The sequence below is a fragment of the Stenotrophomonas maltophilia genome, from assembly GCF_900186865.1.
Classification (GTDB): domain Bacteria; phylum Pseudomonadota; class Gammaproteobacteria; order Xanthomonadales; family Xanthomonadaceae; genus Stenotrophomonas; species Stenotrophomonas maltophilia.
On record NZ_LT906480.1, the window covers coordinates 3346661 to 3362331 of the forward strand.

15 protein-coding genes and 2 tRNA genes are annotated in these 15671 nt (G+C 67.7%); 15 read left to right on the forward strand and 2 right to left on the reverse strand.

Going from position 1 to position 15671, the window contains the following annotated elements:
- Positions 1-11 precede the first annotated feature (11 nt).
- The 9 genes from ccmC to CKW06_RS15975 all read left to right on the forward strand — a co-directional run bounded on the left by ccmC (position 12) and on the right by CKW06_RS15975 (position 7014).
- Positions 12-782, forward strand: coding sequence for a heme ABC transporter permease CcmC (gene ccmC, locus CKW06_RS15935; protein ID WP_024956621.1), 771 nt, complete (start codon positions 12-14; stop codon positions 780-782).
- The gene (gene ccmD / locus CKW06_RS15940; protein WP_005413988.1) at positions 779-967 is read left to right on the forward strand and encodes a heme exporter protein CcmD; all 189 of its coding nucleotides are present in this window, start codon (positions 779-781) and stop codon (positions 965-967) included. The genes ccmC and ccmD overlap by 4 nt, the downstream gene beginning before the upstream one ends.
- Positions 964-1425: a cytochrome c maturation protein CcmE gene (ccmE, locus tag CKW06_RS15945; RefSeq protein ID WP_005413989.1), complete on the forward strand. Its 462-nt coding sequence runs from the start codon at positions 964-966 to the stop codon at positions 1423-1425. The genes ccmD and ccmE overlap by 4 nt, the downstream gene beginning before the upstream one ends.
- Entirely contained in the window at positions 1426-3345 is a 1920-nt protein-coding gene (locus CKW06_RS15950; protein ID WP_038645444.1) for a heme lyase CcmF/NrfE family subunit, read from the forward strand. It abuts the gene before it with no gap.
- Between the two features lie 8 nt (positions 3346-3353).
- Complete coding sequence (locus tag CKW06_RS15955) at positions 3354-3971, forward strand: DsbE family thiol:disulfide interchange protein (protein ID WP_005410345.1); 618 nt, start codon at positions 3354-3356, stop codon at positions 3969-3971.
- Between the two features lie 4 nt (positions 3972-3975).
- Entirely contained in the window at positions 3976-4425 is a 450-nt protein-coding gene (locus CKW06_RS15960; RefSeq protein ID WP_005413991.1) for a cytochrome c-type biogenesis protein, read from the forward strand.
- A complete protein-coding gene (locus tag CKW06_RS15965; RefSeq protein WP_024958403.1) occupies positions 4419-5408 on the forward strand; it encodes a tetratricopeptide repeat protein in 990 nt (329 codons plus the stop codon). The genes CKW06_RS15960 and CKW06_RS15965 overlap by 7 nt, the downstream gene beginning before the upstream one ends.
- A 148-nt stretch (positions 5409-5556) precedes the next feature.
- The gene (gene metX / locus CKW06_RS15970; RefSeq protein WP_024958402.1) at positions 5557-6669 is read left to right on the forward strand and encodes a homoserine O-acetyltransferase MetX; all 1113 of its coding nucleotides are present in this window, start codon (positions 5557-5559) and stop codon (positions 6667-6669) included.
- Entirely contained in the window at positions 6670-7014 is a 345-nt protein-coding gene (locus CKW06_RS15975; protein WP_005413994.1) for a DUF1294 domain-containing protein, read from the forward strand.
- 92 nt (positions 7015-7106) lie between these two features.
- On the opposite strand, the gene cydC is transcribed toward CKW06_RS15975, so the two are convergent.
- Both cydC and cydD read right to left on the reverse strand, forming a co-directional pair.
- On the reverse strand, positions 7107-8780 hold the full coding sequence (cydC, locus tag CKW06_RS15980; protein ID WP_024958401.1) for a thiol reductant ABC exporter subunit CydC: 1674 nt from the start codon (positions 8778-8780) through the stop codon (positions 7107-7109).
- A complete protein-coding gene (gene cydD, locus CKW06_RS15985) occupies positions 8777-10522 on the reverse strand; it encodes a thiol reductant ABC exporter subunit CydD (protein WP_024958400.1) in 1746 nt (581 codons plus the stop codon). Before cydD ends, cydC begins: the two co-directional genes overlap by 4 nt.
- 228 nt (positions 10523-10750) lie before the next feature.
- Between cydD and CKW06_RS15990 the strand changes: the two genes are divergently transcribed.
- From CKW06_RS15990 to CKW06_RS16015, 6 genes are all read left to right on the forward strand, one after another.
- Positions 10751-12340 (forward strand): cytochrome ubiquinol oxidase subunit I, encoded by a 1590-nt coding sequence (locus CKW06_RS15990; protein WP_024958399.1) that lies wholly within the window; start codon positions 10751-10753, stop codon positions 12338-12340.
- 15 nt (positions 12341-12355) lie between these two features.
- The gene (cydB, locus tag CKW06_RS15995) at positions 12356-13507 is read left to right on the forward strand and encodes a cytochrome d ubiquinol oxidase subunit II (RefSeq protein ID WP_005410353.1); all 1152 of its coding nucleotides are present in this window, start codon (positions 12356-12358) and stop codon (positions 13505-13507) included.
- A 58-nt stretch (positions 13508-13565) separates the two neighbouring features.
- Positions 13566-13682 (forward strand): cytochrome bd-I oxidase subunit CydX, encoded by a 117-nt coding sequence (cydX, locus tag CKW06_RS16000; protein ID WP_005410354.1) that lies wholly within the window; start codon positions 13566-13568, stop codon positions 13680-13682.
- 55 nt (positions 13683-13737) lie between these two features.
- Positions 13738-13814 (forward strand) — tRNA-Pro (locus CKW06_RS16005).
- Positions 13815-13954: 140 nt separating this feature from the next.
- Positions 13955-14031, forward strand: a tRNA-Pro gene (locus CKW06_RS16010).
- A gap of 222 nt (positions 14032-14253) precedes the next feature.
- On the forward strand, positions 14254-15459 hold the full coding sequence (locus tag CKW06_RS16015) for a CynX/NimT family MFS transporter (RefSeq protein ID WP_024958398.1): 1206 nt from the start codon (positions 14254-14256) through the stop codon (positions 15457-15459).
- The last annotated feature ends 212 nt before the right edge of the window (positions 15460-15671 follow it).

Here is a 15671-nt window from a genome sequence, read left to right on the forward strand (position 1 = left end):
AGCCGCCACGCATGAATCCGATTGTCCGCTGGTTCCACCAACTCGGTTCGCCTCCCACGTTCGACCGTTTCGCTGCCCGCTGGTCGCGGGTGCTCTACCTCGCGGCTGTGCCGGTGCTGCTGGTCGGCATGTGGCAGGCGCTGCTGGTGGTGCCGCCGGAAGCCAAGCAGCTGGACAGCTTCCGCATCCTTTACATCCACGTGCCCAGTGCCTGGATGAGCCTGTTCGTATTCGCGCTGATGGCGCTGTATGCCGCCATCGCGCTGATCTGGCGGATCAAGGTCTGCGAGATCCTGGCCATGGCCTGTGCACCGATGGGCGCCGGTTTCACCCTGATCACCCTGCTGACCGGCAGCATCTGGGGCAAGGGCACCTGGGGCACCTGGTGGGACTGGGACCCGCGCATGACCAGCGAGCTGGTGCTGCTGTTCCTGTACCTGGGCGTGATCGGCCTCTACCACGCCATCGAGGACCGCCGCAGCGCCGCACGTGCGGCGGGACTGCTGGCCATCGTCGGCGTCAGCCTGCTGCCGGTGATCCGCTATTCGGTGGACTGGTGGGGCGGCCTGCATCAGCGCCAGTCGATCAACGTGTTCGGTGAATCGGCGATCAGCAGCGCGATGATCGCGCCGCTGTGGTGGATGGTGATCGGCACCAAGTTCTGGTTCGCCGGTTCGGTGCTGGCCAAGGCGCGCGCCGACAATCTCGACCGCGAGGCCGGCAAGGCCTGGGTCGGTGGACGCGTCGGTGCCGAACGCCCGGTCCGGGAGGCCCAGCCATGACCCACCTTCCCTATGTGATCGGCGCCTACGCCGTGTTCGTGCTGGTGCTCGGCGCCGACGCCATCGGTTCGTGGCTGCGCCTGCGCGTGGCACGCCGGCTGGCACTGGCCCGCCAGCAGCGTCAGCAGACCCGCGCCGGCAGGCAGGACGCAGCTGTGCCGCTGTCGACGGAGCTGGAACGATGACCCCGGTACAGCGTCGCCGCTTGGCATGGGTGCTGCTGGCCCTGCTCGCCTCCGGCCTGGCCACTGCGCTGGTGGCGATGGCACTGGAGCGCAACATTGCCTACCTGTACACGCCTTCGGAAGTGCTGCGCGGTGATGTCGATGCGCAGTCGCGCTTCCGCTTGGGCGGCATGGTGGTGAAGGGCTCTTTCAATCGGCCGGTCGGCTCGCTGGAAGCACGTTTCGAAGTGACCGACGGCGACGCGCAGCTGGCAGTGACCACCTCGCGGATCCTGCCGGACATGTTCGCCGAAGGCACGGCGGTGGTCGCCAGCGGCCGCCTGCAGGGCGGCACCTTCGTCGCCGACGAAGTGCTGGCCAAGCACGATGAGAAGTACGTGCCGAAGGAAGTGGCCGACAAGATGGGCGATGCCCACCGCAAGCACGATGTGCCGGTGACGGCCCCCGAGGTGCGCTGAGTGCTGCCCGAACTGGGTCAGATCCTGCTGATGTGCGCATTGCTGGCCTCGCTGCTGCAGGCCGGCCTGCCGCTGGTCGGCGCACATCGCAACAACACGGCATGGATGGCGGTCGCACGGCCAGCCGCGTTCGCGCAGCTGCTGCTGCTCGCCGGCGCGTTCGCGGTGCTGACCGCCGCATTCGTGCAGCAGGATTTCTCAGTGCGCTACGTGGCCGAGAACTCCAATTCGCTGCTGCCGATGATCTACCGCTATTCGGCGGTCTGGGGCGCGCACGAAGGCTCACTGCTGATGTGGGCGCTGGTGCTGGCATTGTGGACCGGCGCGGTGGCGCTGTTCTCCCGGCACCTGCCGGCACCGGTGCAGGCGCGTGTACTGGCGGTGATGGGCATCGTCAGCGTCGGCTTCCTCGCCTTCCTGATCTTCACTTCCAACCCGTTCCTGCGCCTGAACCCGGCGCCGCTGGAAGGACGCGATCTCAACCCACTGCTGCAGGACCCGGGGCTGATCATCCATCCACCGATGCTGTACATCGGTTACGTGGGTTTCGCCGTTCCGTTCGCATTCGCGGTGGCGGCGCTGCTGGAAGGTCGCGTGGATGCGCGCTGGCTGCGCTGGACGCGGCCGTGGACGAACGTTGCGTGGGGCTTCCTGACCCTGGGCATCGCCCTGGGCAGCTGGTGGGCCTACTACGAGCTGGGCTGGGGTGGCTGGTGGTTCTGGGACCCGGTGGAGAACGCCAGCTTCATGCCATGGCTGGTCGGTGCGGCACTGATCCATTCGCAGGCCGTCACTGAAAAGCGCGGCACGTTCGGCAGTTGGACCCTGCTGCTGGCGATCGCGGCCTTCGCGCTGTCGCTGCTGGGCACCTTCCTGGTGCGCTCCGGTGTGCTGACCAGCGTGCATTCGTTCGCCGCCGATCCCTCGCGTGGCCTGTTCATCCTGGTGTTCCTGTCGGTGCTGGTCGGTGGCAGCCTGCTGCTGTACGCGCTGCGCGCCAGCCAGCTGAGCGTGGACGCCGACGACCCGCGCCGTGGCTTCACTGCCACCTCGCGCGAGACCCTGCTGCTGGCCAACAACCTGCTGCTGGCCACGGCCTGCGCGATGGTGCTGCTCGGCACGCTGTATCCGTTGCTGGCCGATGCGCTGTCGCTGGGCAAGATCTCGGTCGGCCCGCCCTACTTCGGCAGCCTGTTCCTGCTGCTGATGGCGCCAATGATCCTGCTGCTGCCGTTCGGCCCGCTGGTGAAATGGCAGCGTGACCAGCCCTCGCGCGCCTTCGCGCTGCTGGCACCGTGGCTGGGCCTGGCGCTGCTGCTGGGCGCGCTGGCCTGGTGGCAGGCGCCGCAGAACGGCTGGAAGGCCGGCATCGGCGTGGCCGCTGCGGCCTGGGTCGCACTCGGTACCGCACGCTTCGTCTGGCAGCGACTGCGCGGCAACGGCCGCTTCACCGCCGAAATGCTCGGCATGATCGTTGCCCACGCCGGCATCGCCGTGTTCCTGGCCGGCGCGCTGCTGGTGGAAGCCTTGAACGTGCAGCGCGAAGTGGCGCTGGCCCCGGGTCAGCAGCTGGTGGTCGGTCGCTACGAAGTGCGCTTCGAGGGCGTGGACCACCGCGAAGGCCCCAATTTCATCGCCGACCGCGGTCACCTGCGGGTATTCCGCGACGGCCGCGAACTGGCCCTGCTGCACCCGGAGAAGCGCCAGTACGCCAGCGGCGGCCAGGTGATGACCGAGGCCGGCATCGATGCACGCTTCGACGGCGATGTCTACGTGGCATTGGGCGAGCCGCTGGGCAACAATGCATGGGCGGTACGGGTGCATATCAAGCCGTTCGTGCGCTGGATCTGGCTGGGCGCGCTGTTGATGGCCCTGGGCGGATTCATCGCCGCCGCCGACCGCCGTTTCCGTCGTCCGTAGGAGTTTCCATGTCCGAGTCCCCCGCCCCGCGCCCCTCCCGCCCGCTGCCGCCGGTAGCCATCGTGATCGGCGTGCTGTTCTTCTTCGGCCTGCTCGGGCTGATGATCTACGGGGTTATGAAATCGGGTGATCCGCAGCGCGACGTGCTGCCGTCGGCGCTGATCGACAAGCCGGCGCCAGCGTTCGCGCTGCCGGTGCTGCACGACCCGGAAATGATCGTGCACAGCGACGAACTGCGTGGCGCGCCGTACCTGTTGAACGTGTGGGGCAGCTGGTGCGCGGCCTGCCGCGAGGAACACCCGGTGCTGACCCGTTTCGCCGAGAGCAAGCGCGTGCGCGTGATCGGCTACAACTGGAAGGATGAACCGACCGATGCCCTGCATTGGCTGGAACAGCTGGGCAACCCGTTCATGGTCGTGCTCAGCGACGTGGAAGGCCGCACCGCGATCGACTGGGGCGTGACCGCTGCACCGGAAACCTTCCTTGTCGACGGCAGCGGCATCGTGCGCTGGAAGTACAGCGGTGCGATGACCCAACGCGTGGTCGACGAGAAGCTGATCCCGGCGCTGGAGAAGATCGAGAAGGCCCAGGGCAATGCCGGCAGCACGTTGCACACGGCGCCCTGAGCCCATGCGCTGGCTGCTGGCGCTGCTGCTCCTGATGCTGCCGCTGGCCGCGCTGGCACAGCAGCCGCTGCATGATCCGCAGCCGCTGCAGTTCCGCGATGGCGCCGAAGAACGCCGCTTCCACGACCTGGCCGCGCAGCTGCGCTGCGTGCAGTGCCAGAACCAGTCGCTGGCCGATTCCAACGCGCAGATCGCGCAGGACCTGCGCCGCGAGGTGCTGCAGCTGATGCAGCAGGGCCACGACGACGCGCAGATCAAGCAGTTCCTGGTCGCCCGCTACGGTGAGTTCGTGCTCTATCAGCCACCGTTGCAGCCGGGCACCTGGCTGCTGTGGGGCGGTCCCCTGCTGATGCTCGGTGCGGGTGCTCTGGTGGTGCTGGGCATCGTCCGCCGCCGTGGCCGTACGGTTGGCGCCGCAGCGGCCGGCAAGGCCGATGAAGGAGACGGATGGTGAGCCATTGGCTGCCGATGCTGGCCGGTCTGGTTGCTGCGTTGATGGCAGCGCTGGTGCTGTGGCCGCTGCGCCACTCTGGCCGCCGCGGTTTCGTGGTCGGCGTATTCGCACTGGGCGTGGCCGGTGCCTGCCTGTACCTGCTGGTCGGTGATCCACGTGCCGCACAGATGCAACCGACGCCTTCGGTAGCCACCCTGCGCGATGGCGTGCAGGCCCTGCAGGATGCACTGAAGCGTGACCCACAGCGGGCCGATGGCTGGGCGCTGCTTGGCCGGTCGCAAGCCGAACTGGGCAACGCCGCGGCCGCGGCGGACGCGTTCGCGCGGGCCGCCACTCTCGCCCCGGAAGACCCCGGCGTGCTGGTGGAGGCGGCGCAGGCACGTGCGCAGGCCGATGCCGGCAAGCAGTTCGATGACACGGCGATGGCCTGGCTGCAGCAGGCGCGTGCGCTGGCGCCCGATGCCGAGCGTGCCAGCTGGCTGCTGGGTATCGCCCTGCGCCAGCGCGGAAAGAATGCCGAGGCCGCAGATGTGTGGAGCGGCCTGCTGCCACGGCTTGAGCCCGGCGCCGCGCAGGCGCTGCAGGCGCAGATCGCCATCGCCCGTGAAGCCGCCGGTCAGCCGTCCGATGCAGCCGTTGCGGCGCCACCGGCGCTGTTGCAGGTGCGCGTGCAGTTGCCTGCGTTGAAGGGCACCGAGTGGCCGGCCAGCACCCAGGTATTCGTGCTGGCCCGCGCCGTGGGTGGACCGCCGATGCCGGTGGCCGCACGCAAGCTGCCCTTGGCAGGATTCCCGGCCACGGTCGGGCTGGGTGACGCTGACAGCCCGATGCCAACCGCACCGCTGTCGGCCCATCGCGAAGTGGAAGTGCTGGCACGCATCTCGCGCACCGGCAGCGCCAACCGCAGCGAGGATGACCTGCAGAGCGTACCGGTGAAGGTGAGCCTGCCCCACGACGGTGTTGTGGAGCTGCGCTTCCCGTAACGCGCCGCGGTAGTGCCGGCCGCTGGCCGGCAACCCCACAGCCGCATCACGATTCATGAGGTTGCCGGCCAGCGGCCGGCACTACCTGCATCGCCGATGGAAACCAGCGTGTCGCCAGCTCCACATGCGGCCCCGCTAGAATGCCTGCATGACCGAATTCATCCCGCCCGGCACCCGCTTCCACGCCCTGCCCTCGCCCTTCCCGTTCAAGCGCGGCGGCGCCCTGCACGGCGCGCGCGTCGCCTATGAGACCTGGGGAACACTGGCGGCCGACGCCAGCAACGCGATCCTGATCGTGACCGGCCTCTCGCCGGATGCACATGCGGCAGCCAACGACGCCAACCCGGCAGCGGGCTGGTGGGAAGGCATGGTCGGACCCGGCAAGGCGATCGATACCGACCGCTGGTTCGTGGTCTGCGTGAACTCGCTGGGCAGCTGCAGGGGCTCGACCGGTCCGGCCTCGCTCAACCCGGCCACCGGCCAACCGTATCGTCTCGACTTCCCCGAGCTGTCGATCGAAGACGGCGCGCGCGCCGCGATCGAAGTCGTGCGCGCCCAGGGCATCGAACAGCTGGCCTGCGTGGTCGGCAATTCGATGGGCGGCATGACCGCGCTGGCCGTGCTGATGCTGCACCCGGGCATTGCGCGCAGCCACGTCAACATTTCCGGCAGCGCGCAGGCACTGCCGTTCTCCATCGCGATCCGCTCGCTGCAGCGCGAAGCGATCCGCCTTGATCCACGCTGGAATGGTGGCCACTACGACGACGACGCGTATCCCGAGTCCGGCATGCGCATGGCGCGCAAGCTGGGCGTGATCACCTACCGTTCGGCACTGGAATGGGATGGGCGCTTTGGCCGCGTGCGGCTGGATTCGGACCAGACCGACGACGATCCGTTCGGCCTCGAATTCCAGGTGGAAAGTTACCTGGAAGGCCACGCACGGCGCTTCGTGCGTTTCTTCGACCCCAACTGCTATCTGTACCTGAGCCGCTCGATGGACTGGTTCGACCTGGCCGAGTACGCCGATGGCGATGTGCTGGCCGGGCTGGCGAAGATCCGGGTGGAGAAGGCGCTGGCGATCGGCGCCAACACCGACATCCTGTTCCCGGTGCAGCAGCAGCAGCAGGTCGCCGATGGCCTGCGTGCCGGCGGTGCCGATGCGCGCTTCATCGGCCTGGAATCGCCACAGGGCCATGATGCCTTCCTCGTCGATTTCGAGCGTTTCTGCCCCGCCGTGCGCGGCTTCCTCGACGCGCTGTAAGTGGCGTGGCGGCGTAACCTCGCGTTGGCCGCGTTCGGCGCGTTGATCGCGCTGATGGTCAGCGGTGTGCTGCCGCTGTGGCTGGGTGGCTGGTGCATGCTGGCCAGCGCGGTGTCGTTCGCGCTGTACGGCCAGGACAAGCGCGCGGCGCAGCGAAAGCAATGGCGCATTCCCGAACGCACCCTGCAACTGCTGGCCTTTGCCGGTGGCTGGCCGGGCGCGCTGCTGGGCCAGGCGCTGTTCCGACACAAGCACCGCAAGGCCGCATTCCAGTGGGTGTTCTGGTTGTGCGTGCTGGCCAACGTGGCCTCGATCGCGGTGATGCTGCGCGAGTTCTCGCGGTAACCGTTCGAATGGGTAATGCCGGCCGCTGGCCGGCAATTCCGTGTCCGTATCAGGCGCCATGAGGTTGCCGGCCAGCGGCCGGCACTACCGGTTCACGCTTCGCGGACCAGAGTCCCGTCGCGCAACCGGTACTGCGCATCGACCACGCCTTCGGGCAGGTCGTCGTGGGTGATCATCAGCAGGCTGCGCCCGTCCAGCAATCCGGAAAGGTCCTGCAACAGCGCACGTGCGGTATCCACGTCCAGCCCTTCGGTGGGTTCGTCGAGCAGCAGGATCGGCGCATTGCGCAGCAGCGCGCGCGCCAGCGCCAGGCGTCGTGCCTGGCCCGCCGACATCGTCGCACCGTTCTCGCCGACCCAGGCCTGCAGGCCGCCGTTGCGCTCGGCCCATTCGCCCAGGCGCACGCGGCGCAGCACCGCCCACAAGGCGGCGTCGCTGGCATCGGGATCACCCAATCGCAGGTTCTCGGCCACGCTGCCGGCGAACACCGGCGCGTTCTGCGGCAGCCACGCCAGTTGCCGGTGCCAGTCGGCCTGGGCGAAATCACGCAGGTCGCGGCCACCGTAGGTCAGCCGTCCCTGCTGCGGATCCCACAACCGCAGCAGCAGGCTCGACAGCGTGGTCTTGCCGCTGCCGCTGTCGCCGCGAATCGCGATGCGTTCGCCTGGCGCCAGGGTCAGCTGCAGGCCGGACAACACCGGCCGCGCGCCGCTTGGCCACTGGAAATGCACGTCATCCCAATGCACGCGCGCAGCCGGCGGCACCACCTGTGGCGCCTGCGGATCGTCCACCGTCGGCGGTTGCTCGACGATCGCCTGCAGGCGATCGGCGGCAATGCGCCCGGACTGCAGCGACTGCCAGGCCAGGCCCATGCCGGCCCACAGCTCGATCAACGCCACGGTGAGGAACACCAAACCTGCGGCCATTTCCGGTGCGATGCGCTGCTGCTCGGCCGCGTGCAGGGCCAACGCCAGCATCGCCACCAGGCCCAGCCCCGCCACCAGGCCGTGCAGGGTCGAGGCCGCGATCAGGCGCCAGCGGCGGCGGCGGTCACGCGAGGCCAGCTGCTTGGCAGCTACGCGTACCTTCAGCTGCCAGGCCGCATCGGCGTGCAGCGCGGCCAGGTCACCCGCACCTTCCAGCCCTTCGAATGCAGCGGTACGCAATGCGGCACGATGCGCGGCACGGTCGGCCTCTTCGTCGTCATGGCCACGCACGCCCAGCCACGGCACGCCGAAGGCGATCAGCAGCGCCAGCACCGCCAGCAGCACCGCAGCCGACGGCAGGATCAGTGCCGCCGAAACGATCGCGACCAGCGACAATCCGCCCAACGCCACCAGCGGCCCGATCGCACGCACCAGCAGGCCGTCCACTTCACCGATGTCGCCGAGCAGGCGCGCCAGAAGGTCGCCGGTGCGCGTAGCCCCCAACCGTGCGGGTGCCAGCGGCAACGCGCGGCGGAAGAACCACACGCGCAGGTCGCGGGCGATGCGCAGCGTGGCGTCGTGGCCGACCAGCTTCTCGAAATAGCGCGACACGATGCGCGCCATCGTCAGCCCGCGTATACCTGCGGACGGTGAGAAGAAGTTGAAGCCTTGGCCGAGGCCGGCCGCACCAGCCAACGCGGCGGCGGTGAGGAAGCCACCGGACAGGCCAAGCAAGGCGGTGCCGGCCAGCATGGTGGTCCACAGCAGCAGCACGGTCAGCAGCAGGCGCGGCCGATGGCGCAGGAACACCGCGCGCAGCGAATCAGGCGAACGGCTCATGCGCGCACCGCCTGTGCCGGTTCGACCAGGCGCCCTTCCGGCAGCAGCAGGCAGCGGTCGGCCCAGGCGATCACCGCCGGGCTGTGGGTGGCGACCACCACACTGCGACCCCGCGCATAGGCAGCCAGGCTGCGCAGCAGTGCGGCCTCGGTATCGGCGTCGAGAAACGCGGTGGGTTCGTCCAGCAACAGGACCTGCGGGTCGCGCAGCAACAACCGGGCCAGGCCGATACGACGGGCTTCGCCGCCGGACAGGCCGAAGCCACGTTCGCCGATCACCGTGTCCAGGCCCTGCGGCAGCCGCTGTGCGAACTGCAGCACCTGCGCGGCCTCGGCCACCGCACGAAGACGCGCATCGCTGGCACCGGGATCAGCCAGGCGCAGGTTGTCGGCGATGCTGCCGTGGAACAGGTAGGGGCGCTGGCTGGCATAGGCCACCTGCACACCGGGACGCAGCTGCAGCTTGCCGGCGCGCGGCGGCAGCCAGCCGGCCAGCGCTTCCAGCAGGGTGCTTTTACCGGAACCGCTGGGACCAACCAGGGCCAGGCGCTGGCCCGGCTCCAGCCGCAGGTCCAGATCCTGCAGCACATCCTGCGGCGCGCCCAGCGGGCGCAGCACCAGCCCTTGTGCCTGCAGCGGCGGCAACGCGGCCTCGGCCGGCTCCACCGCCAGCGGTGCAACCTCGTTCTCGACCAGGCCCTGCTCATCGGGCAGCGACTGCAGCAGGCGCTCCACTTCGGCGGCGGCGGCCAGTGCATTGGCGCGATCATGGTAGTGCGCGGCCAGCCGTCGCAGCGGCGCATAGAATTCCGGTGCCAGCAGCAGGCAGAACAGCCCCGCACCCAGCGTCGGCACCGCTGCATGCAGCGACATCATGCCCAGATAGCTCAGGCCCAGGTACAGCGCCACCATCGCCACGCTCACGGAGGCGAAGAATTCCAGCACCGTGGACGACAGGAAGGCAATCCGCAGCACCTTCAGCGTGCGCACGCGCACGCCTTCAGCGGCGGCCTCGATACCCTCCAGCTCGGCGTCACCGCGGCCATACAGGCGTAGCAGGCCCAGGCCCTTGATCCGGTCGGCGAAATGGCCGCTCATGCGTGCCAGCTCACCCAGCTGCGCACGGCCGGCCGCTTCGGCGCCCCAGCCCACCAGCATCATGAAGAACGGCACCAGTGGCGCGGTGAACAGCAGGATCAGCGCCACCACCCAGTCCACCCAGGCCACCGCGGCCAGGATCAGCAGCGGCACCACCACCACTTCAGTGCGCACCGGCAGGAAGCCGCTGTAATAGCTCTCGATCGCATCACCGTGATGCAGCATCAGTTCGCCCAGTTCGCCGGTGCGGCGCTGCCGCAGCCACAGTGGGCCGTGGCCCAGCAGGCGTGCGAACACGCGTTCGCGCAATGCCAGGCGTGCGGCGTCGGCCACGTCACCGGCGGCGGCCTGGGTGGCGCTGCCCAGCAGGGTGCGCAGCACCAGGATCACCGCCAATCCCGCCAGCACCGGCAGGCCAGAGGCCAGCGGCACGCGCTCCACCAGCACCCGCTGCACCAGCCAGGCGATGGCGGCAGCCTGGCCGATCAACAGTGCGCCGGACAGGCTGATGCACAGCGCGGCCAGGCGCTGGCGGCCCCGGGCGGACCGTGCCAGGTCGGCCAGCCAGGCCGTGCGCACACGCCGCTGGCGGGCGGTTTCAGCTTCCGGGGACAGGCCGTCAGGGGTCGTTTCGGCAGCGCTCAAGAGGTCTTCACGGGCAACGAGGGAGACACGGCATTGTAGGCGCAGGCAATAGCCCGCCCCTGCGGCCGGCGGTCGCAGTCTTCATCAGGTTGGCATACGATCAACCGGGGCACCTGTTCATACATTGATCTGGATCAAGGCTGTTTGAAGTAGTCGGTCACATCATTCACGTCGTAGACCACCCTTCCCGCCACCTGCAACGGCACTATCCAACGAGGTAGCCAGGCCATGATTGATCAGACAGTCGTAGAACTGTCGCGGCTGCAATTCGCGCTGACCGCGATGTACCACTTCCTATTCGTACCGCTCACCCTCGGCCTGTCCTTCATGGTGGCCATCATGGAGAGCGTGTATGTGATGACCGGCAAGGAGATCTGGCGCAGGATGACCCTGTTCTGGGGCGTCCTGTTCGGCATCAACTTCGCCATGGGCGTTGCCACCGGCATCGTCATGGAATTCCAGTTCGGCATGAACTGGTCCTACTACAGCCACTACGTGGGTGACATCTTCGGTGCGCCACTGGCCATCGAAGGCCTGATGGCGTTCTTCCTGGAAGCCACCTTCGTCGGCCTGTTCTTCTTCGGCTGGAACCGCCTGAGCAAGGTCAAGCACCTGATGGTGACCTGGCTGATGGCGCTGGGGACCAACCTGTCGGCGATCTGGATCCTGGTGGCCAATGGCTGGATGCAGAACCCGACCGGTGCGGTGTTCAACCCGGAAACCATGCGCATGGAAGTGGTCGACTTCATGGCGGTGGTGTTCAACCCGGTGGCGCAGGCCAAGTTCGTGCACACCGTCAGCGCCGGCTACGTGACCGGTGCGGTGTTCGTGATGGCGATCAGCGCGTTGTTCCTGCTGCGCAACAAGCACAAGGACCTGGCCCGCCGTTCGTTTGCGGTGGCCGCGGCGTTCGGCCTGCTGTCATCGCTGTCGGTGGTCGTGCTGGGTGACGAGAGCGGTTACGCCGCCAGCGAACACCAGAAGATGAAGCTGGCCGCGATCGAAGCGATGTGGGAGACCGAGCGTGCGCCGGCCGACTTCACCGCCTTCGGCATCCCCAACCAGGAGACCCACCAGAACAACTACGCGGTGAAGATCCCCTACCTGATGGGCCTGATCGCCACCCGCTCGTTGAACCAGCCGATTCCCGGCATCCTGGAACTGGTCGAGCGCGCCGAACACCGCGTGCGTGGCGGCCAGCTGGCCTACGGTGCATTGGAACGCCTGCGCGCCAACAAGAACGACGTTGAAGCGCGCGAGATGTTCGACCGTCACTGGCAGGACCTGGGCCACGGCCTGCTGCTCAAGCGCTATCGCGATGACATCCTCAACGCCACCCCGCAGGAAATCTCGCAGGCGGCGATGGACACGGTGCCGCGCGTGATGCCGTTGTTCTGGACCTTCCGCGTGATGGCCGGCCTCGGCTTCTACCTCATCGCTTTCTTCGCCCTGGCCTTCTACTACTCCTGCCGCAACAATTTCCAGGACAAGCGCTGGTTCCTCAAGCTGGCCCTGTGGACGCTGCCGGCGCCGTGGATCGCGATCGAGTGCGGCTGGTTCGTGGCCGAGTATGGTCGCCAGCCGTGGGCGGTCGATGGCGTGCTGCCGACCTTCTATGCAGCATCGGGGCTGGCCCTGCATGAAATCGTGCTGACCCTGGCCGGCTTCACTGCCATCTACACCGCGCTGATCGTGGTCGAGATCAAGCTGATGCTCAAGGCGATCCGCAAGGGTCCGGACGAGGTGCTGCCGTCACTGCAGTCGCCCCAGCCGCATGCTTCCCACAATGCCTCGGCGCCGGCCGCCGGCCAGGCCTGAGGCAGGAGAACCAAGATGGATTTCATTCTTCTGGACTACACCACGCTGCGCGTGATCTGGTGGCTGCTGCTCGGCATCCTGCTGATCGGTTTCGCCGTGATGGATGGTTTCGACCTGGGCGTGGGCACCCTGCTGCCCTTCGTCGCCCGCAACGACGCTGAGCGCCGGCTGGTGATCAATACCATCGGTCCGGTATGGGAAGGCAACCAGGTGTGGCTGATCCTGGGCGGCGGCGCGATCTTCGCCGCATGGCCGCCGCTCTACGCGGTCAGCTTCTCCGGGTTCTACCTGGCGATGTTCGTGATCCTGTTCGCGCTGATCCTGCGACCGGTCGGCTTCAAGTTCCGCAGCAAGATGCCCAGCGAGCGCTGGCGCAACACCTGGGACTGGGCGCTGTTCATCGGTGGCTTCATCCCGGCGCTGATCATGGGCGTGGCGGTGGGCAACGTGGTGCTGGGCGTGCCGTTCCACTTCGATGACAGCATGCGCATCTTCTACACCGGCTCGTTCTTCGGCCTGCTGATGCCCTTCGCGCTGCTGGCCGGCCTGCTCAGCGTGTCGATGCTGGTCGCCCACGGTGCCGCCATGCTGGTGCTGAAGACCGACGGCCCGGTGGCCGAACGTGCGGCCCGTTTCGGCAGCATCGCCGCGATCATCGCCTTCGTGCTGTTCGCGGTGGGCGGTGCCTGGGTGGCCTTCGGCCTGCCGGGTTACCAGATCACCTCGCAGGTGGTCACCGACGGCGCCACCAATCCGCTGCTGAAGACCGCCGAACTCGGCGCCGCCGGTGGCTGGATGCGCAACTACAGCGCCATGCCGGCCACGATCCTGGCGCCGCTGCTGGGCCTGGCCGGCCTGCTGGCCAGTGCGGTACTGCTGCGGGCCCGTCGCGGCGGCCTGGCCTTCATCGCCTCCGGGGCAGCCATCGCCGGCATCATCCTGACCGTCGGCTTTGCGATCTTCCCGTTCCTGCTGCCGTCCTCGAGCCAGCCCACCTCCAGCCTGACCGTGTGGGACGCCTCGTCCAGCCACCTGACCCTGTGGATCATGCTGCTGGCCACGGCGGTATTCCTGCCGATCATCCTCGCCTACACCACCTGGGTGTACCGCGTGCTGAAGGGCAAGACCACCACCGAAGAGATGGGCAACAACCCGAACGCGTACTGATTGCTTGCACGTGTGCCGACCAACGGTCGGCACCTACCCGGAATGAAGGAGACTGATCATGTGGTATTTCGCCTGGATTCTCGGTGCCGGCCTCGCCTCGACGGTGGCCATCCTCAACGGCATGTGGTTCGAAGCCCGCGAGCAGAACCGCATCGAGAAGGAAAATCGTCGCTGAGCTGTAAAAAAACCTTGCCGCCTTGGCCTTCACACGGTATCTTAGGCGGCTCCTTCGGGGTGTAGCTCAGTCTGGTAGAGCGCTACGTTCGGGACGTAGAGGTCGCAGGTTCGAATCCTGTCTCCCCGACCACTCACGTGGTCGCATTGAAGCCTGGTGAAGTCGTCCAGGCTTTTTTGTTCCCTGAAGTGGCACTGCTTCGGCAGTGTGAAGAAAACAGCATTCACCCCTTGCCGCCATCGGGGTGAATCGCTAGAATAGGCGGCTCCCTTCGGGGTGTAGCTCAGTCTGGTAGAGCGCTACGTTCGGGACGTAGAGGTCGCAGGTTCGAATCCTGTCTCCCCGACCACTTCGGTGGTCACCAAGAAGCCTGGAAGACATCACTGTCCTCCGGGTTTTTTTGTATCAGGGCACCTGGCCGCCCGCATGACGGGACCTTGCCGGAGCCCGCACGTACAATGGCCGCGCTGCCGGCCCGCCAGCAGCCCCGCCCCCACCTGCCGCTTCGGCGTAGACCGATGCCGGCGCTGCATGCCATTGCCCCGGCGTGCGACACCTGCAAGGACCACCGATGAGTTCCTCCACTTCCGATTCGCCGTCGCTGCTGCACGGCCGCGTCCTCGCATTCGCCGCGATCCTGCTGGCAGCGATCAACCTGCGCACCGCGGTCACCTCGATCACCCCGCTGCTGGACGTGCTCGGCCAGCAGTTCGGTTTCGGTACCACCATGACCGGCGTGCTGGGCATGCTGCCGACCGCGTCGTTCGCACTGTTCGGCGTGGCCACGCCGGCGCTGGCACGGCGCCTCGGGCTGGAGCGCACCACGCTGCTGGCGATGGTGATGGCGATGGCCGGCCTGCTGCTGCGTTCCAGCGCCGGCAACGTCGGCACGCTGCTGTTGGGTTCGGTGGTGGCACTGGCCGGCATGGGCATCGGCAACGTGGTGGTGCCGCCGCTGGTGAAGCGCTATTTCGCCAACAAGGTCGGTACCATGAGCACGCTCTACATCAGCGTGCTGCAGCTGGGCACCATGCTGCCCGCATTGCTCGCGGTACCGATGGCCAACGCCGCTGGCTGGCGCGTGTCGCTGGGCATGTGGGCACTGCTGGCACTGGCTGCCGCACTGCCGTGGCTGGTTCTGGCCAGGCGCGCACCGAAGCCGCAGGCAGATGCCACCGACCCGGCCGCACAGCCGCATGGGAAAGTCTGGCGCACCTCACTGGGCTGGAGCATGACGCTGATGTTCGGCATGACTTCGCTGATGACCTATTCGATGTTCACCTGGCTGCCACGCATCGTGGTCGAGGCCGGTGGCACGCCCGCGTTCGGCGGTGTGATGGTGGCCGTGTTCTCGGCACTGGGCCTGCTGCCGTCGTTGGTCATTCCGTCGATGGCGGTGCGCCTGCAGAACCCGTTCCCGCTCGTGCTGATCGGCTTCTTCTCGTTCGTGATCGCCTTCACCGGCCTGCTGCTGGCCCCCATGAAGGCGCCGCTGCTGTGGGCCTGCCTGCTCGGCGTCGGTCCGTCCACCTTCCCGCTGGCACTGACCCTGATCAACCTGCGCACGCGCACCCCCACCGGCTCGGCGGCGCTGTCCGGGTTCATGCAGGGCGTGGGCTACAGCTTCAGCTGCCTGGGGCCGTTCCTGGTTGGCTGGCTGCACACCGTCAGCGACGGCTGGACGATCCCATTCAGCTTCCTGTTCGGCTGCGCCACGCTGATGCTGTGCGCCTCATGGGTGGCCTGCAAGCCGCGCAAGCTGGAAGACCTCTGGTAAGCCACGTGGGGCCTCGCAACCGGCCCCACCTACCGCTCGTCAGCCCGTCTGCGCATTTTGACGCCGGGCTGACAATTCCGGGCGGATAGTGCCCACGAATGCCCATCCTTGCCGCGTGCCGGCATCGGGCATGGGGGCGGCAGCGCCGCCCAGGCCACCACTCGGTGTGCGGGGGACTCTCGTTTCAGACAAGACATTGCAGGTCGCTGTCC

What these genes read in the sequence shown, in the direction of transcription:
- ccmC (WP_024956621.1), top strand. Translation starts at nt 12, where the DNA reads ATGAATCCGATTGTCCGCTGGTTCCACCAACTCGGTTCGCCTCCCACG.
- ccmD (WP_005413988.1), top strand. Translation starts at nt 779, where the DNA reads ATGACCCACCTTCCCTATGTGATCGGCGCCTACGCCGTGTTCGTGCTG.
- ccmE (WP_005413989.1), top strand. Translation starts at nt 964, where the DNA reads ATGACCCCGGTACAGCGTCGCCGCTTGGCATGGGTGCTGCTGGCCCTG.
- CKW06_RS15955 (WP_005410345.1), top strand. Translation starts at nt 3,354, where the DNA reads ATGTCCGAGTCCCCCGCCCCGCGCCCCTCCCGCCCGCTGCCGCCGGTA.
- CKW06_RS15960 (WP_005413991.1), top strand. Translation starts at nt 3,976, where the DNA reads ATGCGCTGGCTGCTGGCGCTGCTGCTCCTGATGCTGCCGCTGGCCGCG.
- CKW06_RS15965 (WP_024958403.1), top strand. Translation starts at nt 4,419, where the DNA reads ATGGTGAGCCATTGGCTGCCGATGCTGGCCGGTCTGGTTGCTGCGTTG.
- metX (WP_024958402.1), top strand. Translation starts at nt 5,557, where the DNA reads ATGACCGAATTCATCCCGCCCGGCACCCGCTTCCACGCCCTGCCCTCG.
- cydC (WP_024958401.1), bottom strand. Translation starts at nt 8,780, where the DNA reads ATGAGCCGTTCGCCTGATTCGCTGCGCGCGGTGTTCCTGCGCCATCGG.
- CKW06_RS15990 (WP_024958399.1), top strand. Translation starts at nt 10,751, where the DNA reads ATGATTGATCAGACAGTCGTAGAACTGTCGCGGCTGCAATTCGCGCTG.
- cydB (WP_005410353.1), top strand. Translation starts at nt 12,356, where the DNA reads ATGGATTTCATTCTTCTGGACTACACCACGCTGCGCGTGATCTGGTGG.
- cydX (WP_005410354.1), top strand. Translation starts at nt 13,566, where the DNA reads ATGTGGTATTTCGCCTGGATTCTCGGTGCCGGCCTCGCCTCGACGGTG.
- CKW06_RS16015 (WP_024958398.1), top strand. Translation starts at nt 14,254, where the DNA reads ATGAGTTCCTCCACTTCCGATTCGCCGTCGCTGCTGCACGGCCGCGTC.